Here is a 20,706-nt window from a genome sequence, read left to right as displayed (position 1 = left end):
GATCGACCGGATGGGGGGCGAACGCTTCGAGGAGCGGGAACGGTGACCGGCGGTTACTGCCGGGCGGCGGCGCCCGCGTCGAAGCGCGGGCAGCGGTCCCACAGGACCATGCCGAGGGTCATGACGTGCCTTTCATCGAGCGGTATCCGAGCTTACCGCGGCCGGTCGCGGCGGTATCCGCGCCTATCCGCTCGAGCCGGGATCGCCTGCGGCGGCACATCGTTCGATACAGTGGCGGCATGTCTGCTGCGCCGCCGCCCGACGGGTTCCGTTCCGCGCTCGTACTGGGCGGGGGTGGCCCGGTCGGGATCGCGTGGATGGCGGGGCTGGCGATCGGGTTGCGCGAGGCCGGGATCGAGCTGGGGCGGGCCGATCGGTTCGTCGGCACCTCCGCGGGCTCGATCGTCGGCACGGTCCTGGCCGGGGACGGTGATCTCGCCCGGCTGCTGTCGCCGCCGCCGACGGGTGCGCCGCCGCCGCAGGTGGATCAGGCGCGGCTGGCGGAGATCTTCGCGATTCTGGGCCGCCCGGCGCTGGATCCGATGCAGGCGCGCCGCCGGGTGGGTGAGCTGGCGCTGGCGGCGCAGGCGGGCGATCCGGCCGATCATGTGGCCCGGATGTCCGCGCTGGTGGGGCCGGTGTCGTGGCCGTCGCGCGACCTGGTGGTCACCTCGGTCGACGCGGAGTCGGGGGAGTTGCGGGCGTGGACTCGCGAGGACGTCGCGTCGCTGCCGCAGGCGCTGGCCGCCAGTACCGCGGTGCCGGGCGTCTTTCCGCCGATCCCGATCGATGGCCGGTATTACCTCGACGGCGGTGTGCGGTCGTCGATCAATGCCGATCTGGCCGCGGGCGCGGAGCTGGTGGTGATCGTCGAACCGCTGGCACACATGTTTCCCCGCACTCCCAGTGACGGCGAACTCGGTTCGGCGACAACGATTTCCCTCGTCCCGGACGAGACCACGATCGGCGTCTTCGGTGTGGACGTGTTCAATCCCGCCGCGCTGGCCCCGGCGTACGAGGCGGGCGTACGCCAAGCCGCCGACGCCGCACGGGATCTGAAGGGCGCCTGGCCCGCCGTGTGAGCAGCGGCCTGCGGCGCCGCCACCGGTCGCCCATCCGTGCGGCGGCCCGGTCGGCGCCGACCACCGCTGTGCCGAGTATCGCGAATTCGACTGTGAGCGTGACGATTTCACCGGCGACGCCGCCGTATCCACGGGTGTTCGGATCCAGGAACGGGTACGGGTAGCGGTCCGGGAAATGCGGGAACAACGCGCCTCGCGCGAGCACCAGGGCGGCGTATCCGATCGGGAAGCACAGCCACAGCGGCACATCGCGCCACCGTGCGGCACGGCGCGGGCCGAGCACCAGCCAGTCCAGCACCACCAGCACCGGCGTGACGTAGTGCAGCAGGAAATTCGACCAGTTGCCCAGTCGGTCCGGACCCGACACCAGCCCGGGCAGCGGATCGGCGCCGTGCTCGAGCACGAAGTGCGCGACGAGCCCGGTGATGGTCAGATACAGCACGACCGCCCCGCGCAACCGGGGCGCGGGCGCATCGGCACCGCCACGCACCACCATCCAGTAGATCGCGCCGAGATAGTAACCGAGCGCGATCACGTTGCTCTGCACAGTGAAATACACCAGCGAACTCACCCCCGTCGCCAGCCCCACCGCCGCCGACCCCGCGACAAGGCCGCGCCACCACAACGCCGGACGACGCCACCCGCGCCCCGCACCCACATCCATCACCGTTCGGGAATACCACGCGCCCACCCCAACCGCTCGCCCGCCTCCGCGCCCGTTCGAGCGCTCGCTGTCAGCGGGCCGGGCCCTGGATCGAGGCGCGCGCGGCGGAGCCGAGGACGGTCATGAGCGCGAAGCCCGCGACGAGATTGATCGCGGCCGTGGCGAACTGGGCGCCGCGGTCGGCGGTGAGGGTGAACGGCAGCAGGACCGCGACGGCCGTGCACAGCGCGATGATCCAGCTGAACAGGGTCAGCGGATTCGGCATGAACAACAGCAGCAGGGTCAGCAGCGCCGTGGCCAGCAGCGCGACCAGCGCACCGCCCAGCGCGTAGTTGGTGGTGCCGGTATTGCCGTAGGTGCCGTCGCCCTCGGGCGCCAGCAGCCCGTACCCGAGCACGCCGCGCACCAGCAGGATGCCGACGACGATCACCAGCGCCACCACGATCGCCGCACCGATACCCCCGGCCCACAGTTTGCCGAAGTTGACGCGCGGCCCACTGGGCTCCGGCTGCCCGTACCGCGGATCGGGCTGCCGCGGAGCGTTGTAGTCGCGACCCGGCTCGTTGTAGTCGCCCATAATCCGACGGTACCCCGAGTCCCCGCGGCAAAGACACCGAAACACGCCCACCGCCACCCCCACACACCGCACCCTCACGGCAGAGATTGCCATGAGGATGCCGACGACCGGATCCGCTCGCACCCCGCAGACCCCGACAGCAGGGCTCATGCCCTAGGACCGCGAGCCGATGGCTGAGGGCGTGAGCCCTGCTGCAGCCGGTACCGGGCCGGGCGACTCACGCCGATCGCGGCGGGCATCTCACGCCGGTTCGGCCACCGCCATCGGCGGCTCGTGCACGGTGTCGCCGGGCGCGTCGGTATACAACCGGTCGATCTCGTCCGCGTATTTGGCGGCGATGGGTTTGCGGCGCAGCTTCATCGTCAGCGTCACCTCGTCGCCGCCGGGCTCCCAGAACACCGGCAGGATGGTGAACCGCCTGATCTGTTCCACGCGAGACAATTTCGCGTTCCCGGTGGCGATGCCCGCGCCGATCGCCGCGATCACGCCCGGGTCGGCGGCCAGCGCGGCGGGGGAGGCGTCGGGCAGTCCGCGCTGGGCGGCGTAGGGTCCGGCGGATTCGGCGTCCAGCACGACCAGCGCGGTGTTGTAGGGGCGGGCATCGCCGATGGTGGCCAGCGCCCCGATCAGCGGCGTCGTGGCCTTGACCGCGTTCTCGATATTGGCCGGGGACATATTCTTCCCGGCGGCGTTGATGATCAGTTCCTTCTTGCGGTCGACCACGCGCAGGTAGCCCTCGTCGTCGATGGTGACGACGTCGCCGGTGTGCAGCCAGCCCTCGGGATCGAGCGCCTCGGCGGTCTTCTCCGGTTCCTGCCGGTAGCCGCGCATCACCAGCGCGCCGCGCACCAGCAGTTCGCCGTCGTCGGCGATCTTGCCGTCCAGGCCGGGCAGCAACCGCCCGACCGTGCCCAGCCGCGCCTGTGCGGGCGGGCTGACGCTGGCCACGCACGTCAGCTCCGACATTCCCCACACCTCCGAGATCGGGATGCCGAGCCCGAAGAAGAATCCCAGCGTCTCCGGCGGGATCGGCGCCGCCCCCGACAGCGCCCACTTCAGTTGATCCAGGCCGATTTTCGCGCGCAACGCCGACAGCACCCGCTCGTCGGCGCGCGCCCATTCCGCGGCCAGTTCCGCATCCATCGGCTCGCCCGCCAGCTGCGCGGCCGCCTTGCGCGCGGCCACCCCCATCGCCCAGTCCAGCGCAGCCCGCCGCGCCGGATCGGTTTCGGCGGCGACCGAGAACTCGATGGCGGCCTTGAACTTCTCCCACACCCGCGGCACCGCACCCCAGACGGTGGGATGCACGTCGACCAGCGCCGCGGGCAGCTGCGCCCGGTCGGGCACCGCGGTGATCTGGGTGCCGAAGTATTCGTGCAGATACAGCGCGGTCAGCCGGTCGGCCATGTGCGCGCTGGGCAGATACGACGTCTGCCGGTCACCGAACGCCACCGGCATCACCGAGGCGTAGGAGTACACCTCGGCGGCGAGATTGGCATGGGTCAGCTCCACCCCCTTCGGACTACCGGTGGTGCCGGAGGTGTAGCAGAGGGTGACGATGTCGTCCTCGCGCACCGCCCGCCAGCTCGCCTCGAAGTCGAAATCGGCGCGGCCCAGCGCCGTCAGCTGGGCGACGCTGAGCGTCCCGGGCACCGGGCGGTCCAGGCACACGACGGTCTGCATCGGCACCCCGGACGCGCGCACCACGTCCACGTACTGCGCCTCGCAGATCACCACACGGTTCCCGGCATTGGTGAACACGTAGTTCAACTGCTCGGCCGACAGGGTGTTGTACACCGAGAACGAGGTGGCGCCGGTGTGCTGCACCCCCACCTCGAGCGGATAGAACTCCACCCGGTTGGCCATCATCAACGCGACGGTGTCCCCGCGCCCGATGCCCAGCGCCGCCAGCCCCGCGGCCACCGCCCGCACCTGCTCGGAATATTCACGCCACGTCAGGCAGGGGTTGCCGCCGACCGAGCGGACCGCCACCGCCTCCGGCTCGATCGCGGCCACCCGCTGGAATGCGGCGCAGGAGGTGATCGGTTCGTTCATCGCGGTCTCGCTTCACTGCCGTCGAACTTTCTCAGACGGTATGCCGCCGGGCGCCCACCGCGGAACGATTCGGCCGTTTTCGTTGCGGTCCCGCGTCTTACGCGCCGCGGCCGGTTCGAGAACCCGGCGCGAAGGCGACATCGCGACCACTTGCGGATACAACAACATCACCAGTTACACTGTGACCACCCTCACAACAGCCAGCGTCCATGCACGTCGACGCGCATCGGCACAACCCGGCCGCACCCGCGGGCCTGTTTCCGCGAACGATCGGTGGGGTACTCCTGGGCTTCGTGCCGGTGTCGTTTCGACCAACCGGCGGGAAACAACCGCACACAGGGGAGAGGAGCGCGCGTGACCAGCGCCGACCCGCAACCACAGCAACGCAAATCCGTTGCCGCAGCCGCCATGGGCAACGCCACCGAGTGGTACGACTACGGGGTCTACGCGGCCACGGCCGGCTACCTCACCGACGCATTCTTCCCCGGCGAACTCGGCACCCTCGGCACCCTGCTCGGTTTCGCGATCTCCTTCGTGCTGCGCCCGCTCGGCGGCATGGTGTGGGGCCCGCTCGGCGACAAGGTCGGCCGCAAGGTCGTCCTCGCCACCACCATCCTGCTGATGGCCGCCGCCACCGGCCTCATCGGCCTGCTGCCCTCGCACGCCAGCGTCGGCATCTGGGCACCCATCCTGCTGATCGCGCTGCGCGTCGTGCAGGGCTTCTCCACCGGCGGCGAGTACGGCGGCGCGGCGACCTATCTCGCCGAATCCGTCGACGACAAACGCCGCGGCTTCCTCGGCAGCTTCCTCGAATTCGGCACCCTCGCGGGCTTCGTGGGCGGCTCCGCGGTCGTGCTGGCCATGCAGGTGCTGCTCACCGATTCGCAGATGGACGTGTGGGGCTGGCGCATCCCGTTCCTGCTGGCCGTTCCGCTCGGCCTGATCGGGTTGTACCTGCGCTCGCGGCTCGACGAATCCGAGGTGTTCACCGAGGTCGCCGAGCAGGAACACCCCAAGACCGGCCTGCGCGAACTGGTCGTCAACTACCGCCGCGAACTGCTCACCCTCGGCGGGCTGGTCGTCGCGCTCAACGTCGTCAACTACACGCTGCTCGCCTACATGCCGACCTACCTGGAAAACACCATCCACATGGAAGCGGCGCAGACCACCGCGATGGTGCTCATCGGCCAGACGGTGATGATGCTCGTGCTGCCCATGTGCGGCGGCCTGTCCGACCTCGTCGGACGCCGCCCGATGTGGCTGTTCTCGCTCGTCGCCACCGCCATCCTCGCCGTCCCCATGTACTGGCTGATGGGCCAGGGACTCGGCTGGGCCATCCTCGGATTCGTGATCCTCGGCCTGCTCTACGTGCCGCAGCTGTCCACCATCTCCGCCACCTTCCCGGCGATCTTCCCCACCCAGGTGCGCTACGCCGGATTCGCCCTGGGCTACAACGTATCCACCGCCCTGTTCGGCGGCACCGCCCCGCTGATCAACGAATTCGTCATCGACCGCACCGGCTGGGACCTGTTCCCCGCCTACTACACCGTCGGCGCCTGCGGCATCGGCCTGATCGCCTGGTTCTACCTGCGCGAAACCGTCGGCGCCTCACTACGCGGCACCGAGGTCCCGCGCACCGACGAAATCCCGAAGGTTCAGGTCCAACCGTCCTAAGCGAAAGTTAGAAAACGGCTCGGGCACTGTCGTGCGCCTGTGACTGCAGCCACAGTGATCTTCGAACGATGCAACGCAGCGTCGAGAAGGAGATCAGGTGACAACGACACAGCCGGTCAACGGCGACAGTGCCCGCCCGGGCCGCGGAGGTGAGCGACGCGTCGTCGCCAACGTGCTGCGCGGCTCCATCGGCAACCTCGTCGAGTGGTACGACTGGTACGTCTACGCGGCGTTCAGCGTCTACTTCGCCAAGACATTCTTCCCCAAGGGCGACTCCACCGCCCAATTGCTGTCCACCGCAGCGGTATTCGCCGTCGGCTTCCTGATGCGCCCGATCGGCGGCTGGCTGCTGGGCCGCTACGCCGACCGCTTCGGCCGCCGCGCCGCCCTCACCCTGTCGGTCACCGTCATGGCCGCCGGATCCCTGCTCATCGCGCTCACACCCGGCTACCAGACCATCGGACTGGCCGCCCCCGCGCTGCTGCTGATCGCGCGACTGCTGCAGGGCCTGTCGGTCGGCGGCGAATACGCCACCAGCGCCACCTACCTGTCCGAGGTCGCCTCCCAGGGCAAGCGCGGGTTCTACTCCAGCTTCCAGTACGTCACCCTCGTCGGCGGACAGCTGGTCGCACTCGCCGTGCAGATCGTGCTACAGCAATTCCTCACCAACGCCCAGCTCGACAGCTGGGGCTGGCGGATCCCGTTCGTCATCGGCGCCGCCGGCGCCATCATCGTCATGCTGCTGCGCCGCGGCATGGACGAATCCGCGGCCTTCCGCGCCGAGGCCGGACAGACCCCGCAGGTCAACTCCGTCGGCGCCCCCGCCGAACCGGTCTCCGGCAACCGCGGATCGCTGCGCGTACTGCTGCAGTACCCCCGCGAATGCCTGCTCGTCGTCGGCCTCACCCTCGGCGGCACGATCGCCTTCTACACCTACACCACCTACATGCAGAAATACATGATCAACACCTCGGGCATCTCCAAGTCCACGGTGGCCTGGATCAACTTCCTCGCCCTGCTGGTGTTCGTCGTCCTGCAACCGCTCGCCGGGGCCCTGTCCGACCGCATCGGCCGCCGCAAACTGCTGATCTTCTTCGGCGTCGCCGGGACGCTGGGCACCGTGCCGATCATGACCGTGCTCGGCCACACCACCAACCCGGTCGCCGCCTGGGCGCTGATGATGGCCGCACTGATCATCATCACCGGCTACACCTCGATCAACGCCATCGTGAAGGCCGAACTGTTCCCCACCAAGGTCCGCGCCCTCGGCGTCGGCCTGCCCTACGCCCTGACCGCCGCCATCTTCGGCGGCACCGCCGAATCCCTCGCCCTGTGGCTGAAGAAGGCCGGACACGAATCGGTGTTCTTCTGGTACGTCTCGGCCACCATCCTCATCTCCCTGTCCACCTACTGGTTCATGCGCGAAACCTCCGCCGACTCGCCCATCGACGCCGACGAGCACGCCGCGGAGGCAGAGCAGCTGCGGGCACGAGGCTGAAGTCCGGGTCCCGGCGCGCCACTAACAGGTTTCCGGGTCCCGGCGCGCCATCGACAAATTTTCCGGCGCGCTTTTGGCCGGAATCGCCCAGTACTGGAGAATCACATCGTGCGATTGGCAGTGGTCGAGGACGACGACGGAGTGGGGGACGCCCTGGTGGAGGCGCTGACGGTGCGCGGGCACGACGCCCGGCGCATGCGCCGCGGCGCCGACCTGCTCACCGCACACCGCGGCTACGACGCCGTCATCCTCGACCTCGGCCTGCCCGACGCCGACGGGATCCAGGTCCTGCGCCAGCTCCGCGAGGTCAACGCCGTCCCCGTCATCATCCTCACCGCCCGCAGCGACGAACGCTCCATCGTGCGCGGCCTGCGCGGCGGCGCCGACGACTACGTCGTCAAACCACCCCGCATCGCCGAACTGCTCGCCCGCATCGACAACATCACCCGCCGCGCCGCCGCGGCCACCGAACCCCCGTCCCCGGTGGTCACCACCGGCGACGTCCGCGTCGACCTGGCCGCCCACCGCGTCGAGGTCGGCGGCGAACCGATCTCGTTGACCGCCAAGGAATTCGAACTCGTCCAAGCCCTCGTCGAACGCCCCGGCGCCGCCGTCAGCCGCCAGCAGCTGATGGACCGCATCTGGGGCGACGCCTTCGTCGCGGTCTCCCGCAGCCTCGACGTGCACATGACCGGCCTGCGCCAGAAACTCGACCGGCCCGGCCTCATCACCACCATCCGCGGCTACGGCTACCGCTGGGGCGAGTGACCCGATGCGGCGACGCGTACTCGCGGCCCTGACCGTCTTCGCCACCATCGCGGTCCTCGCCTTCGCCGTCCCGCTGTGCCTCACCGCCGCCACCAGCCGCACCCAGCAGCTCGTCCTCGGCCGCACCGGCGACGCCGACTGGTTCGCCACCCTCGCCGACGCCGCCACCACCACCGGCGACAACCGCGCCCTCGCCCTCGAGGTCGCCCGCTACCGCGACCTGTACGGCGAACGCGTCCTCGTCGTCGACGCCCGCGGCGCCACCCTCGCCAACGCCGGCGTCGACGCCACCAGCCCCGCCGTCGTCGCCCCCCTCGCCGCCGCCCGCCGCCACCCGCGCCCCGCCCCGGCCCACGACCGGCCCGGTGTCGATCGGCCCAGTGCCGCGACCGATCCGGGCCGCGGGCGCCGCATCGCGATCGACGTCGGCACCGTGCGCATCGGCGTCGCCGCCTGTGATCCCGACGGGATCCTCGCGACTCCGGTGGAGACGGTCCGGCGGACGAGTGCGAGGGCGCGGCGCGGTACCGGCGGAAAGGGCGATTCGGCGACCGACCTCGCCCGGATTGCCGAGATTGTGCGGGAATACGAGGCCGTCGAGGTGATTATCGGCCTGCCCCGCACCCTGCGCGGGGAAAATGGCGCCTCCGCCCAGCTGGCGATCTCCTTCGCCGAATATTTGCGGCCGCTGATTCCCGGAGTGCCGATACGACTTTCCGACGAACGTTTGACTACGGTGACAGCTGCACGTGCATTGCGGGACAGTGGAGTTCGTGCGCGTGGCCAGCGGCAGATGATCGATCAGGCGGCGGCCGTGTCGATCCTGCAGGGATGGTTGGACGAACGGAGTGCGGTGTTGAAGTCGGCCGGGGAGCAGGCGGCAGGGTGGTCGGATGAATGACCGCTGGGCGCGGGCCGAGGAACGTCATCGGCAGAGCGTCGAGGAGCGGAGATACCGGCGTCCCGACCGCGGGTGGGGCGGTGCCGACAACCGGGCGGTGCGTGGCCGGGGTTCCCGGCACGCCGCACCGGTCGATGACGACTGGGACGACTACGAGGACGACACCACCGTCATCCCGCGCTACACCGACGACGGGCCGGACCCCACACCCACGCCGCCGCCCCGGCGGGCGCCCCAGCGCGGCAGGTCGCCGCAGGGTCGCAACGCGCGCGGCCAGAATGCGCGCGGCCGGGCCCCGCGCGGCCAGTCCCGCGGCGAATCGGGGCGCGGGCAGTCCTCGCGCAGCCGGCGTTCGCGGGTCGCCTCCCGCAAGGCGGCCGAGCGTAAGCGCCGCCGCCGTAACCTGTGGCTGCTCGGCTTCGTCTTCGTCGTGCTGTTCGTGGCCGCGGGCGGGTACGCCGGCTACAAGTTCATCGGCAAGCTGGGCGGGCCCGAGGACTTCGCCGGACCGGCCGGGCCGCCGGTGGTGGTGCGGGTGAAGGCGGGCGACACCGCCGAGCAGATCGCCCAGACCATGTTCGACAAGGGCGTGGTCGCCAGCACGGGCGCGTTCTACGAGGCCGCGATCCGCAATTCGAAGATGAACTCGGTGCAGCCCGGCTTCTACGCCGTGCCCGCGCACAGCAAGGGCTCCGATGCCGTGACGGCGCTGATGAGCAAGGATTCGCGCGTCGGCAATGTGGTGATCTCCGAGGGTCGGCTGCTGCACGATCAATCCGAGGTGAAGAAGAACGCGGCCCCCACGCCGGGCATCTACTCCCTCGTCGCCCAGGCGAGTTGTATGGGTGCCGGGCCCGCGCGCCGGTGCGTGAGCGCCGATGAGCTCGCCGCGGCAGCCGCCAGCACCGATCTGGCCGCGCTCGGAGTTCCGTCGTGGGCCGAGCAGGAAGTGCGACGGGCGCCCGACCGCAGCCGGCAGCTCGAGGGTCTCATCGCCGCGGGTTCGCTGGACTTCGACCCGAGCGGCACGCCGCAGCAGATTCTGCACCAGCTGATCACCCAGAGCGCCGCCACCTACGAATCGACCGGCCTGCTGCAATCCGGTGCGGCGAACGGCCTCTCGCCGTACCAGACGCTGATCGCCGCATCGCTGGTGGAACGCGAAGCGAAACCCCACGACATGGCCAAGGTGGCGCGAGTGATCGTGAACCGGCTGAAGGTCGGTCAGATGCTGCAGTTCGATTCGACGGTGAACTACGCGCTCAACGAGATCGAGGTCGCCACCACCGACGCCGATCGGGCGAAGGCCACCCCGTGGAACACCTATGCCATGGCCGGGCTGCCCGCGAATCCGATCGCGGCGCCGTCGCTGAACGCGTTGCAGGCGGTGGAGAATCCGGCTCCCGGCGACTGGCTGTACTTCGTCACCGTCGACAATTCGGGCACGACGCTGTTCACCAAGAGCTACTCCGATCATTTGCGGAACATCACCCAAGCCCAGGACAACGGGGTTCTCGACAGTGGACGGTGAGGTCCGCAGGGCCGCGGTGCTGGGAAAGCCGATCGCCCATTCCCGTTCACCCCAGCTACATCTGGCCGCGTATCGGGCGCTCGGACTGCCGTGGACGTACGAGCGTGTCGAATGCTCGGCCGAGCAGCTGCCCGCGCTGGTGGACGGGCTCGGGCCCGAGTGGATCGGGCTCTCGGTGACCATGCCCGGCAAGGAAGCCGCCTTGGCGTACGCCCAGGAGCGCACCGAACGCGCCGTGCTCGTGGGATCGGCGAATACGCTGGTGCGCACCGCGTCCGGCTGGCGCGCGGACTGCACCGACATCGACGGGGTGCTGGGCGCGCTGCGCGGCGGCGGGGTCACCTCGGTCACCGAAGCCGTGGTGCTGGGTGCGGGCGGCACCGCGCGTCCGGCGTTGTTCGCGCTGTCGGAACTCGGTGCGAAATCGGTGACGGTTATGGCTCGGGATGCCGGAAGGTCAAGCGGCGCACTGGAACTCGCCGAGCGACTCGGAATGTCAGCCGCGTACAAGGCCTTCGAGCCGGACCGGGTGCGCACCGCCTGTTCGACCGCGGGCGTGGTCGTCAGCACGGTCCCCGCCGCCGCCGCGGCCGCCGTCGCCGAGGCGGCCGCCCTCGCGCCGGTGGTCCTCGACGCGATCTACGACCCCTGGCCGACACCGCTGGCCGACGCGGTGGCGCGCGCGGGACACACGGTGGTCAGCGGCCTGCAGATGCTGTTGAACCAGGCATACGGGCAGGTCGAACTGTTCACCGGCCGACCCGCACCGCGCGCGGACATGGCGGCGGCGCTCGACGAGGTTCGCCCCGGAAGCTGAGGCCGCGGCGCCCGAGCGTTGCCGTTTCCGGGGGCGGTCGGTATTGTCTTGTTCCTCAATGCATTTCGAGGGGGATGCATGTCGAAAATCGAAGGGGAGGGGCCGAAATCATGTTCGCTCGAATTGGTGTCGCCTTGGCGATGGCCGTCGCCGCGTGCGGGTTCGTGTTGGCCGGGCAGCCGACGGCACATGCCGCCGGGTGTGCGTCCGCGTCGCCGCGATGGGGATTCGTGTGCCTGGAGAGCGTGTCGGACATCTCGCTGGGCTTCTGTTTGAAGGAGGCCCCGCAATGGCACGCGCAGGCCGAGTGCGCGCCGCGCAACGACGGCAGCGGTAGGTACGACATCTGGATCCCCGCACCCCACTGACCGTTCGTCCGCACCCATGCCTCACCTGCCGGTATCTCGACCCGGGTTTCTGTAACCGGTTACTGTTTTTCGGAATCGTCCGGCAGGTTAAGGTGATCGACATGAATGCGTGGGTGTTGCGCGCCGTGGCGCTCGGGGTGCTGACCGTGGTGCTTCGGACCGTGCTCGGTTTCGGGATGATCTATTGGCCGACGCACGGATCGTGGATGCGGATCCTGTGCCTGATCGTGCTGATCGCGGCCGTGGTCGCCTGGGGTCTGCTGGACGGCCGCGGCGACCGCCGCGCCAATCCCGACCCGGAGCGCGGCGGTGCCGACCTGACCATGCTCTGGCTGAAGGCCGGTATCGCGGGTGGGCTCGGCGCGGGCGTGGTCGCGTGGGTGCTGGACTTCCTGCCCAGGTTCGATCTCGGCGACAACGGCCTGGGGTTCGAGCTGACCGCCGGTGCCTCGTTCATCATCCTGCTGATCTTCGTGCCCGGCATGGTGGGTGTCGCGCTGGGACGCTTCCTGGTCGGTCGCGAGACCAAGAAGGCCGAGCCCGCACCGCCGCCCACGGCCGCCTCGGCACTCTAGCGGGACACAGGCCGGGCGGCGTCCTGCCGTGACTACAGCAGGATGCCGCCGCCCGGGGCGTCCTCGCGGGCGATAGTGGCGTAGGCGGCGGCGAGCAGGCTCGGGTCCGGGCCCTCGAGACGGCCCGGCTTGGCCAGGCCGTCGAGGACGACGAAGCGCAGCACGCCCGAGCGGGTCTTCTTATCGGTCTGCATGGTCTCGAGCAGGTGAGGGAGGGCGTCGGCGTCGTAGGTGGTGGGCAGCCCGACGCTCTCCAGGACGGCGCGGTGGCGGTCGGCGGTGGCATCGTCGAGGCGGCCCGCCAGCCGTCCCAGCTCCGCGGCGAAGACCAGGCCCACCGACACGGCCGCGCCGTGCCGCCAGCGGTAGCGTTCGCGGCGCTCGATCGCATGGCCGAGGGTGTGGCCGTAGTTCAGGATCTCGCGCAGGCTGGCCTCCTTCAGATCGGCGGCCACCACATCGGCCTTGACCTGGATCGCGCGGCGCACCAGCTCCGGCAGCACCTCGCCGGTCGGATCGAGGGCGGCCTGCGGATCGCGCTCGATCAGGTCCAGGATCACCGGGTCGGCGATGAATCCGGCCTTGATGATCTCGGCCATGCCCGCCACGATCTCGTTGCGCGGCACCGTCTCCAGCGTCGCCAGATCCACCAGCACCGCGGTCGGTTCGTGGAAACTGCCGACCAGGTTCTTGCCCGCCTCGGTGTTGATGCCGGTCTTGCCGCCGACCGCCGCGTCGACCATCGCCAGCAGGGTGGTCGGGATGTGCACGATCCGCACCCCGCGCATCCAGGTGGCGGCCACGAAACCGGCCAGGTCGGTGGCGGCGCCGCCGCCGAGGCTGATCACCACGTCCTGGCGGGTCAGCCCGATGCGGCCCAGCACCTCCCAGCAGAATCCGGCCACCGGCAGATCCTTGCCCGCCTCGGCATCGGGAATCTCGATGCGGTGCGCGTCGATCTTCTCCCCGGCCGCACCCGGATCGGCATCGTGCAGCGCCTGCCGCACCGCCTCCGCCGTCTCGGCCAGCGGCGGCTGATGAAAGATCGCGACGGTGCGCACACCGGGCCGCCCCGCCACCTGCTCGACCAGCTCACCCAGCAGCCCTCGCCCGATGATCACCGGGTACGGATCGGCGGTGCGGACCTCGATGCGGGTCGGCTCGGTCATACTTGCTGCTCCGATTCTGCTCGTGATGTGTGTACTCGGGACAGGTCCGCGCCCGCCGACGGGGGCGCCTCGTGAGTCGGCGAATGATGCTGCCCGGCACGAGGTTTGGCGGCTTCCGAGGACTCGGGCGCCGTGTCACCCGCCGGTACCCGGTTGGCTGCGGTGCGCGGGGGGTTGGCCGGGGGTCCGGCGGCGCGGGTGGCGGTTCGGCGGGGTCGGCCGCGTCCGGTGGGGGGTGGTGCCGGGGTGTTCGTCGTTGTGGTGGTTGCGGCCGTCGGTGGGGCTGCGGGGGTGCCGGTTGCTGCGCGGAGTGTGTCCGTCGGTGGATCGGGCGGTTCGGCCGAAGTGGCCGGATCGGGCTGTGCGGCAGCGGGTTTGCGCTCGGTGCCGGGGGCGCCCGAGGGGCGGCGGGCGCTGCGTCTCTGGCCTCGGGTGTAATCGGTGCGGGCAGTCGCGGTGGGATCCGGAGGCTGCGCGGGTGGGGTGGTGTCTCGGCCGTCGGTCGCGACGGCGGTGTCGGTGGTGCTGCCGCGGGAGCGGCGCCTGCCGCCGCGCCGGGAGCGGCGGGAACGGCGCTTCGAGGTGGGCTCGTCGGTCTCTGTCGAATTCGCTCGCGGTGCAGCCGAAGTCGACGCCGTTTCGGAGGCGGGGCGGGTGCTCGCGGAAGACGCCTCCTGCTGGAGCGAGTTCGATTCCGCCGCGGCCTCATTCGCGGTCGTGCCGCCGCGTCCCCGCCGTCGGCGACGACGGGACCGGGACCGCCGACCGGTGTCCTCGCCCTCGGCGGGTGTGGCGGGGGCGGGTGCCGGTCGTTCCACCGGTTCCACGCCCAGCTTCGCGAGGATATTGCGGACCACGCGGCCGGGGCTGCGGCCGTCGGTGCGCACCCGGATGCTCGCCACCTCGCGGTAGAGGGGACGGCGTTCGCGCATCAGGGTCCGGTACTTCGTGCCCGGGTCGGCACCGGCCAGCAGCGGGCGATTGGTGCTTGCGCCCGTGCGCCGAAGGCCTTCGGCGACACTGATTTCCAGGTACACCACGGTGCGCCCGCGCAGCAGCTCACGGGTGGCCGCCGACAGGATCGCGCCGCCGCCGAGGGACACCACGCCCTTGTGCTCGAGGATCGCGCGACGGACCACGCGCTCCTCGATGCGCCGGAATTCCGGCTCGCCGTCGGCGGCGAAGATCTCCGGGATGCTGCGCCCGGCCTCCTGCTCGATCCCGGCGTCGGTGTCGTACAGCTCGACACCGAGCTCGCGGGCGAGCTTGCGGCCGATCGTCGATTTCCCTGCTCCGGGCGGTCCGACCAGCACCACGCACGGCCGGCGCGGGTCGGTTTGCACGATCATGAACCGTCGGCACCCGGCAGGTGCGGGCGCGCGGAGATCCGCTTCAGGTAGCCGGTCAGGTTGCCGACGGTCTCCGGCAGCGAGTCGCCGCCGAACTTCTCCAGCGCCGCCTGCGCCACCACCAGCGCCACCATCGCCTCGGCGACGACACCGGCGGCGGGCACGGCGCACACGTCCGAACGCTGGTGGATGGCGACCGCCTCGTCGCCGGTGGCCATGTCCACCGTCGCCAGCGCCCGCGGCACGGTGGAGATCGGCTTCATCGCCGCGCGGACCCGCAGTGGCTCGCCGTTGGTCATACCGCCCTCGAGGCCGCCCGCGCGGTTGGTGGAGCGCAACACCCCGTCCGGGCCGGGCCGCATCTCGTCGTGGGCCTGGCTGCCGCGGCGGCGCGCGGTCTCGAATCCGTCGCCGACCTCGACACCCTTGATCGCCTGGATGCCCATCAGGGCGGCGGCCAGCCGCGAGTCGAGACGGTTCTCGCCGCTGGTGAACGAGCCCAGCCCGACCGGCAGGCCCTCCACCACGACCTCCACGACGCCGCCGAGGGTGTCGCCGTCCTTCTTGGCGGCCTCGATCTCGGCGATCATCGCCGCCTCGGCCTCCTTGTCGAAGGCGCGGACCGGGCTCTCGTCGACGGCGGCCAGGTCGGCGGCGGTGGGCACCGCGCCGTCGGCGGCCCGGGCGGTGCCGATCGAGATCACGTGCGAGACGACCTCGACGCCGAACGCCTGGCGCAGGAACTGGCGGGCGACCGTGCCGACCGCCACCCGGGCGGCGGTCTCGCGGGCGCTGGCCCGCTCGAGGACGTTGCGGGCGTCGTCGAAGCCGTACTTGAGCATGCCCGAGTAGTCGGCGTGGCCGGGCCGCGGCCGGGTCAGCGGCGCATTGCGCGCCAGTTCCGCCAGCTCCGCCTCGTCCACCGGATCCGACGCCATGACCTGCGTCCACTTCGGCCACTCGGAATTGGCGATCTCGATAGCGACCGGGCCGCCCATGGTGCGCCCGTGCCGGACCCCGCCGATCACGGTGACCTTGTCGGCCTCGAACTTCATCCGAGCCCCGCGCCCGTACCCGAGCCGGCGGCGCGCGAGTTGCGCGGCGATATCGGCGGAGGTCACCTCGACCCCGGCCACCATCCCCTCGAGGATCGCGACGAGGGCGGGACCATGAGACTCACCAGCGGTAATCCAGCGCAACACGCCGTCCATCTTTCCATGTCAGCACGGCTGCCCGGACATCCGGTCGGCGTCAACCCGCCAGTAGCAGGGCGAGCAGCGTCGACACGCACATCGAAGGCCCGTGCGGCACGGCACGATTCGCGGGACCGGCGCGAATGCGCGGCAGGGCGAGCACGGCGAGCCCCGCGGCGGCGGTGAGCAGCGGGGCCCCGAGCGCCGCCCACGCCCATGCCTGCCCGCCGCCGCACGCGGTGGCCGCGCCCAGCCCGACTGCCAGCTTCACATCACCGGCGCCGAATGCCGCGGGGGCCGTGAGATGGACGAGCAGATAGGGCACCGACAGCAGCAGCGCCCCGGCCACCGCCGCGGCGAGCCGACCGTCGGCCAGCGCGTAGCCGAATACCGCGAGCGCGCCCAGTCCCGTGAGCGGAGTGGGCAGCCGCCGCTCGCGCACGTCGACGGCGCTCAGCACGGCGCACCACACGGCCAGCAGTCCGAACGCGGCGAATGTCATGTGCCCTATCGTTGCCCGGATCGCGGGCCGGTGGGGCCGCCGATCGCGAAATGTGGACAACTTCAACGCATGTGAACAACCCGTGCCTATCATCGCCGCCGCGGCGCCGTTCACGCAGGTGCGCACGGGGGCCTGGAACGAAACGACTGTGGGTGGTCCGGCGGATGTCGCGGCGCGGCAGCGGTAGCGTTGGGTTCATGTCTGCTGATCACGGCGCGCGACGCCCCGACCACGCGGCCCGGCGGGCGGCGTTACGGAACCTGTTGGTGGAGAACGGCGTCGACGCCCTGCTGGTGACCGATCTGATCAATATCCGGTACCTGACGGGGTTCACCGGGTCCAACGCGGCGCTGCTGGTCTATTCCTGGGACGGCGCCGAGGACCGCACGGTGATCTGCACCGACGGCCGCTACGCCACCCAGGTCGGCGAGCAGGTGCCGGATCTGCGCGCCGAGATCGCCCGCGCCAGCGCGCGCCGCATCATCGAGCTGGCCGGGGAGTGGCAGACCGGGCGGGTGGGCTTCGAAAGCCACATCGTCACCGTGGACCAGCATCGCGGTTTCGTCGAGCAGGGCAGCGGCCTGCAGCTGGTGCCCACTCGCGGCCTGGTCGAACAGCTGCGCATGGTCAAGGACGACTACGAGGTCGAGCAGTTGCGGGCGGCCTGCGCGGCGGCCGACTCCGCGCTGGCGTCCCTGCTCGAGCGGGGCGCCCTGCGCCCGGGCCGCACCGAACGGCAGGTCGCGCGCGAGCTGGAGTGGCTGATGTTCGAGCACGGCGCCGCGGCCGTCGCCTTCGAGACGATCGTCGCGGCCGGGCCGAATTCGGCCGTGCCGCACCACCGTCCGACCGATGCGGTGCTGGCGGCGGGGGATTTCGTGAAGTTCGACTTCGGCGCGGTGGTCGGCGGCTACCACTCGGACATGACCCGCACGCTGGTGCTCGGCGAACCCGCCGGATGGCAGCACGAGGTGTACGAACTGGTCCGCGCGGCGCAGCGCGCGGGCCGGGAGGCGTTGAAGCCGGGTGCCGGATGCGGTGACGTCGACGCCGCGGCCCGATCGGTGATCGAGGCGGCGGGCCACGGCGAGCTTTTCGTGCACGGGCTGGGGCACGGCGTGGGCCTGCAGATCCACGAAGCACCCGGAATCGCCAAAACCGGCACGGGTACACTGCTCGATGGCATGGCGGTGACCGTCGAGCCAGGTGTGTACTTCCCCGGCCGCGGCGGTGTCCGGATCGAGGATACGCTCGTGGTTCGCGAGGGGGGTCCCGAACTGCTCACCCTGACCACCAAAGACCTGACCGTGGTCGACTGATCACGGTCGGCCGACTGCGTTCGAACGAAACAAGGAGACCCGAGGACTGTGGCGGACACCAGCGACTTCAAGAACGGCCTCGTGCTGAAGGTCGACGGCAATCTCCAGCAGATTGTCGAGTTCCAGCACGTCAAGCCGGGCAAGGGGCCGGCGTTCGTGCGAACGAAGCTGAAGAACGTCGTCTCCGGCAAGGTGGTCGACAAGACCTGGAACGCCGGGGTCAAGGTCGAGGTCGCCACCGTCGACCGGCGCGATATGACCTACCTGTACCACGACGGGTCGGACTACATCTTCATGGACGGCGACACCTTCGACCAGATCCACATCGGCGAGCAGATCCTCGGCAAGAGCGCGAAGTTCCTGCTGGAGAACATGCCCGTGCAGGTCGCCATGCACGACGGCGAGGTGCTGTACGTGGAGCTGCCGGTCACCGTCGAGCTCGTCGTCCAGAACACCGAGCCGGGCCTGCAGGGCGACCGCTCCAGCGCGGGCACCAAGCCCGCCACCCTGGAGACCGGCGCCGAGGTCCAGGTGCCGCTGTTCATCAACACCGGCGACAAGCTGAAGATCGACACCCGCGACGGTGGCTATCTCGGCCGTGTGAACGCCTAATCTGGTGACTGTGGCTGATCAGCCCGAGGGCAAGCGCTCCTCGTACAAGAAACTGGGTGCCCGGCACAAGGCCCGCCGCCGCGCGGTGGACCTGCTGTTCGAGGCCGAGGCCCGCGATATCGACCCGGCCGACCTGCTCGCCGAGCGCGAGCAGCTGTCCGGGGACGATGCGGTGGCGCCGGTGAACCCCTACACCCGCACCCTGGTCGAGGGCGTGGCCGACGATCTCGACCGGGTCGACGGCACCATCGAGTCCTACCTGCAGGATTGGACGCTGGAGCGGCTCCCGGCCGTGGACCGCGCCATCCTGCGGGTCGCGGTATGGGAGCTGTTCCACGCGGCCGAGGTGCCGCCGGTGGTCGCCGTGGACGAGGCCGTGGAGCTGGCCAAGGAGCTGTCCACCGACGACTCCCCGAGCTTCGTCAACGGCGTGCTGGGCCAGGTGGTGCAGGTGGCGCCGCAGGTCCGCGCCGCCGCCGCGGCCACCCGAGCGCCGCGTCCCGACGGCGAGGCCTAGTGCGCAAGTACCTCGTCCTGGCCCTGCGCACCCCGCGCTGGGACGATGCGGTGATCGAACCGCACCGCGACTGGCTGTCCGACGTCCGCTCCCGCGGGCAGCTCGACTGCACCGGCCGTTTCACCGACGGCACCGGCGGCGCCTACGTGGTCCTCGCCGAGAACCTCGACGCCGCACGGGAATTGGTCTTCACCGACCCGATCCATACCACCGGCGCCTCCGAACTCACCGTGTACGAGTGGGAGATCACGGGCTGAGGGGCGCGGGAACTACCCGGGTGGCCGGGCCACCCAGCCCGCGACGATCACCAGGCCCGTCGGGCGGTGCACGGCGAGGAAGCCGAACGGGCGGTCGAAGGTCGCCGAGATCTCGACGGCCGGGCGCGGGCGGAATGCGGCGGCGGCGCGCGCGAGCGCTATCGCGGTGACGGCGGCGGCCTCGAACCCGTCCCGGGTGAATCGGGCCAGGGCGTCCTGGGCGGCACTGTCGACGTGGAGCGGTGTCGCGGAGATCGAGGGAAAGCGGCCCTGTCCGGCGTCGGTGGCGGTGCGCAGGCCGAACAGATCGAGATATCGGCACAGATCGTGTGACGACCGGATCTCGAAGGGCGGCAGCTGAATTCGCAGCGTATCGGCCACGGCCCGGGTCTCGCGCACGGCCAGGCCGGGACCCTCGGTCCCGATCGGCAGGTCGGTGTGCGCCTCGATCGAACCGTCGAGGGCGCCGAGTCCGGTGGCGAGCACCTCGCCCGGCGAGCCGTCGCCGAGCAGCAGGTGCACATCGAGGTCGCCGGTGCCGCGCACCACCACCCGCGTGACGGGTTCCGCGCCCGGCAGGATCGCCGCGTCGCGCAGGTGCTGCGAGTTGCGGGACAGGCCCGGGCCGCGATGGCCGCGCCACGGCCCGGCCGCCGGTTCCAGCACATCGTCGTGGAACGGCTGCAGCCACGCGGTTCTCGCGACGATCGCGGTGGCGAGAACCAGCAGCGTGTCGGCGGTGATCGAGAGCGGAAACCGCTCGATCAGGCCCGCGGTGTGGCGATCGGCCCACGCATCCAGCGCCGCCTGCCCGGTGATCTTCTCGACGACTCCGCCCGGCAGCGACCGGACCCACTGCTCGTGCAGCTCGACATCCTCGCGAACCCAGACGCCGAGCGCGCCCGCGACGGTCTCCGCATCGGCGAGTTCCGACAGCAGCCGCAGCGCGGCGGGCTGGGCGTCGTCGGCGGAAAGCCCCACGGCCGCAGCCAATTCCGAGCGCACCGGCTCGTTCGCGGCGGTCGCCAGCACGCCGAGCAGCGGCCACACGCCGCATCCGGACAGCACGAAATCGCCGGTGCCCGCGGCGGCGCACCACCGGCCCGTCAACTCGTTGGCGGCGGCCACGTGCGGGAGGAGGCTGGTCTGCACATCGCCAGCCTAGCGTCGCCGCGCTCGCGGGCCGCGACCATGAGTGCGCCCCCCCCGGGGGGGGTTCGTTGGCCGGGGGGGGCGCCGCCCCGGCGCCAGGCGCCCCCGGGGGGGGGGGGGGGGGGG

The 20,706-nt window shown here is 70.8% G+C and carries 20 protein-coding genes and 1 pseudogene; 13 read left to right on the top strand and 8 right to left on the bottom strand.

Annotated elements, in window-relative coordinates:
- Positions 1-239 precede the first annotated feature (239 nt).
- The gene (locus tag QH290_RS14950) at positions 240-1,082 is read left to right on the top strand and encodes a patatin-like phospholipase family protein (protein ID WP_280383399.1); all 843 of its coding nucleotides are present in this window, start codon (positions 240-242) and stop codon (positions 1,080-1,082) included.
- Here QH290_RS14950 and QH290_RS14945 read toward each other — a convergent pair.
- The 3 genes from QH290_RS14945 to fadD11 form a co-directional block, all read right to left on the bottom strand.
- The gene (locus QH290_RS14945; protein ID WP_280383416.1) at positions 988-1,746 is read right to left on the bottom strand and encodes a Pr6Pr family membrane protein; all 759 of its coding nucleotides are present in this window, start codon (positions 1,744-1,746) and stop codon (positions 988-990) included. The genes QH290_RS14950 and QH290_RS14945 overlap by 95 nt on opposite strands.
- A gap of 70 nt (positions 1,747-1,816) precedes the next feature.
- Entirely contained in the window at positions 1,817-2,323 is a 507-nt protein-coding gene (locus QH290_RS14940; protein ID WP_280263677.1) for a DUF6069 family protein, read from the bottom strand.
- 240 nt (positions 2,324-2,563) lie between these two features.
- A complete protein-coding gene (gene fadD11, locus QH290_RS14935) occupies positions 2,564-4,378 on the bottom strand; it encodes a fatty acid--CoA ligase FadD11 (RefSeq protein ID WP_280383398.1) in 1,815 nt (604 codons plus the stop codon).
- A gap of 408 nt (positions 4,379-4,786) precedes the next feature.
- Here fadD11 and QH290_RS14930 point away from each other — a divergent pair, with 408 nt between their 5' ends.
- The 8 genes from QH290_RS14930 to QH290_RS14895 all read left to right on the top strand — a co-directional run bounded on the left by QH290_RS14930 (position 4,787) and on the right by QH290_RS14895 (position 12,510).
- The gene (locus QH290_RS14930) at positions 4,787-6,052 is read left to right on the top strand and encodes an MFS transporter (protein ID WP_280263687.1); all 1,266 of its coding nucleotides are present in this window, start codon (positions 4,787-4,789) and stop codon (positions 6,050-6,052) included.
- A gap of 97 nt (positions 6,053-6,149) precedes the next feature.
- The gene (locus tag QH290_RS14925) at positions 6,150-7,550 is read left to right on the top strand and encodes an MFS transporter (protein WP_280383397.1); all 1,401 of its coding nucleotides are present in this window, start codon (positions 6,150-6,152) and stop codon (positions 7,548-7,550) included.
- A 108-nt stretch (positions 7,551-7,658) separates the two neighbouring features.
- The gene (locus QH290_RS14920; RefSeq protein ID WP_280263671.1) at positions 7,659-8,318 is read left to right on the top strand and encodes a response regulator transcription factor; all 660 of its coding nucleotides are present in this window, start codon (positions 7,659-7,661) and stop codon (positions 8,316-8,318) included.
- A 412-nt stretch (positions 8,319-8,730) separates the two neighbouring features.
- Complete coding sequence (ruvX, locus tag QH290_RS14915) at positions 8,731-9,219, top strand: Holliday junction resolvase RuvX (RefSeq protein WP_280383414.1); 489 nt, start codon at positions 8,731-8,733, stop codon at positions 9,217-9,219.
- A complete protein-coding gene (mltG, locus tag QH290_RS14910; RefSeq protein WP_280265534.1) occupies positions 9,212-10,750 on the top strand; it encodes an endolytic transglycosylase MltG in 1,539 nt (512 codons plus the stop codon). The genes ruvX and mltG overlap by 8 nt, the downstream gene beginning before the upstream one ends.
- Entirely contained in the window at positions 10,740-11,567 is an 828-nt protein-coding gene (locus QH290_RS14905; protein WP_280383395.1) for a shikimate dehydrogenase, read from the top strand. Before mltG ends, QH290_RS14905 begins: the two co-directional genes overlap by 11 nt.
- Before the next feature lie 110 nt (positions 11,568-11,677).
- The gene (locus QH290_RS14900) at positions 11,678-11,935 is read left to right on the top strand and encodes a hypothetical protein (protein WP_280265536.1); all 258 of its coding nucleotides are present in this window, start codon (positions 11,678-11,680) and stop codon (positions 11,933-11,935) included.
- A gap of 101 nt (positions 11,936-12,036) precedes the next feature.
- A complete protein-coding gene (locus QH290_RS14895; protein ID WP_280383393.1) occupies positions 12,037-12,510 on the top strand; it encodes a B-4DMT family transporter in 474 nt (157 codons plus the stop codon).
- 32 nt (positions 12,511-12,542) lie between these two features.
- Here QH290_RS14895 and aroB read toward each other — a convergent pair whose 3' ends face one another.
- The 4 genes and pseudogenes from aroB to QH290_RS14875 all read right to left on the bottom strand — a co-directional run bounded on the left by aroB (position 12,543) and on the right by QH290_RS14875 (position 16,723).
- Entirely contained in the window at positions 12,543-13,679 is a 1,137-nt protein-coding gene (gene aroB, locus QH290_RS14890; RefSeq protein WP_280269073.1) for a 3-dehydroquinate synthase, read from the bottom strand.
- Between the two features lie 830 nt (positions 13,680-14,509).
- A pseudogene (locus tag QH290_RS14885) lies at positions 14,510-15,028 on the bottom strand (shikimate kinase); the annotation flags it as partial.
- The gene (gene aroC, locus QH290_RS14880) at positions 15,025-16,230 is read right to left on the bottom strand and encodes a chorismate synthase (RefSeq protein WP_280269075.1); all 1,206 of its coding nucleotides are present in this window, start codon (positions 16,228-16,230) and stop codon (positions 15,025-15,027) included. The gene aroC and the pseudogene QH290_RS14885, both read right to left, overlap by 4 nt.
- Before the next feature lie 49 nt (positions 16,231-16,279).
- Complete coding sequence (locus QH290_RS14875; protein ID WP_280269072.1) at positions 16,280-16,723, bottom strand: prepilin peptidase; 444 nt, start codon at positions 16,721-16,723, stop codon at positions 16,280-16,282.
- Positions 16,724-16,920: 197 nt separating this feature from the next.
- Here QH290_RS14875 and QH290_RS14870 point away from each other — a divergent pair, with 197 nt between their 5' ends.
- Genes QH290_RS14870 through QH290_RS14855 form a run of 4 tightly spaced genes read left to right on the top strand, consistent with a single transcriptional unit; the run spans position 16,921 to position 19,428 of the window.
- A complete protein-coding gene (locus tag QH290_RS14870; RefSeq protein WP_280269071.1) occupies positions 16,921-18,042 on the top strand; it encodes a M24 family metallopeptidase in 1,122 nt (373 codons plus the stop codon).
- A 48-nt stretch (positions 18,043-18,090) separates the two neighbouring features.
- On the top strand, positions 18,091-18,654 hold the full coding sequence (gene efp, locus QH290_RS14865; RefSeq protein WP_280269070.1) for an elongation factor P: 564 nt from the start codon (positions 18,091-18,093) through the stop codon (positions 18,652-18,654).
- A gap of 10 nt (positions 18,655-18,664) precedes the next feature.
- Positions 18,665-19,171 (top strand): transcription antitermination factor NusB, encoded by a 507-nt coding sequence (gene nusB, locus QH290_RS14860; RefSeq protein ID WP_280383391.1) that lies wholly within the window; start codon positions 18,665-18,667, stop codon positions 19,169-19,171.
- On the top strand, positions 19,171-19,428 hold the full coding sequence (locus QH290_RS14855; RefSeq protein ID WP_280269068.1) for a YciI family protein: 258 nt from the start codon (positions 19,171-19,173) through the stop codon (positions 19,426-19,428). Before nusB ends, QH290_RS14855 begins: the two co-directional genes overlap by 1 nt.
- 12 nt (positions 19,429-19,440) lie before the next feature.
- Here the strand turns inward: QH290_RS14855 and QH290_RS14850 are convergent, their stop codons facing one another.
- Positions 19,441-20,580: a serpin family protein gene (locus QH290_RS14850; RefSeq protein WP_280383389.1), complete on the bottom strand. Its 1,140-nt coding sequence runs from the start codon at positions 20,578-20,580 to the stop codon at positions 19,441-19,443.
- Between the last annotated feature and the right edge of the window lie 126 nt (positions 20,581-20,706).

The organism is Nocardia wallacei, from assembly GCF_029869545.1.
GTDB lineage: Bacteria > Actinomycetota > Actinomycetes > Mycobacteriales > Mycobacteriaceae > Nocardia > Nocardia wallacei_A.
The sequence above is the reverse complement of the archived record's forward strand: the minus strand, read 5'-3'. Positions and strand labels throughout refer to the sequence as shown.

Coding starts and splice junctions, on each gene's coding strand:
- fadD11 (WP_280383398.1), bottom strand. CDS start 4,378: ATGAACGAACCGATCACCTCCTGCGCCGCATTCCAGCGGGTGGCCGCG.
- QH290_RS14950 (WP_280383399.1), top strand. CDS start 240: ATGTCTGCTGCGCCGCCGCCCGACGGGTTCCGTTCCGCGCTCGTACTG.
- QH290_RS14930 (WP_280263687.1), top strand. CDS start 4,787: ATGGGCAACGCCACCGAGTGGTACGACTACGGGGTCTACGCGGCCACG.
- QH290_RS14875 (WP_280269072.1), bottom strand. CDS start 16,723: ATGACATTCGCCGCGTTCGGACTGCTGGCCGTGTGGTGCGCCGTGCTG.
- QH290_RS14945 (WP_280383416.1), bottom strand. CDS start 1,746: ATGGATGTGGGTGCGGGGCGCGGGTGGCGTCGTCCGGCGTTGTGGTGG.
- mltG (WP_280265534.1), top strand. CDS start 9,212: ATGAATGACCGCTGGGCGCGGGCCGAGGAACGTCATCGGCAGAGCGTC.
- QH290_RS14870 (WP_280269071.1), top strand. CDS start 16,921: ATGTCTGCTGATCACGGCGCGCGACGCCCCGACCACGCGGCCCGGCGG.
- QH290_RS14940 (WP_280263677.1), bottom strand. CDS start 2,323: ATGGGCGACTACAACGAGCCGGGTCGCGACTACAACGCTCCGCGGCAG.
- aroB (WP_280269073.1), bottom strand. CDS start 13,679: ATGACCGAGCCGACCCGCATCGAGGTCCGCACCGCCGATCCGTACCCG.
- QH290_RS14900 (WP_280265536.1), top strand. CDS start 11,678: ATGTTCGCTCGAATTGGTGTCGCCTTGGCGATGGCCGTCGCCGCGTGC.
- QH290_RS14895 (WP_280383393.1), top strand. CDS start 12,037: ATGAATGCGTGGGTGTTGCGCGCCGTGGCGCTCGGGGTGCTGACCGTG.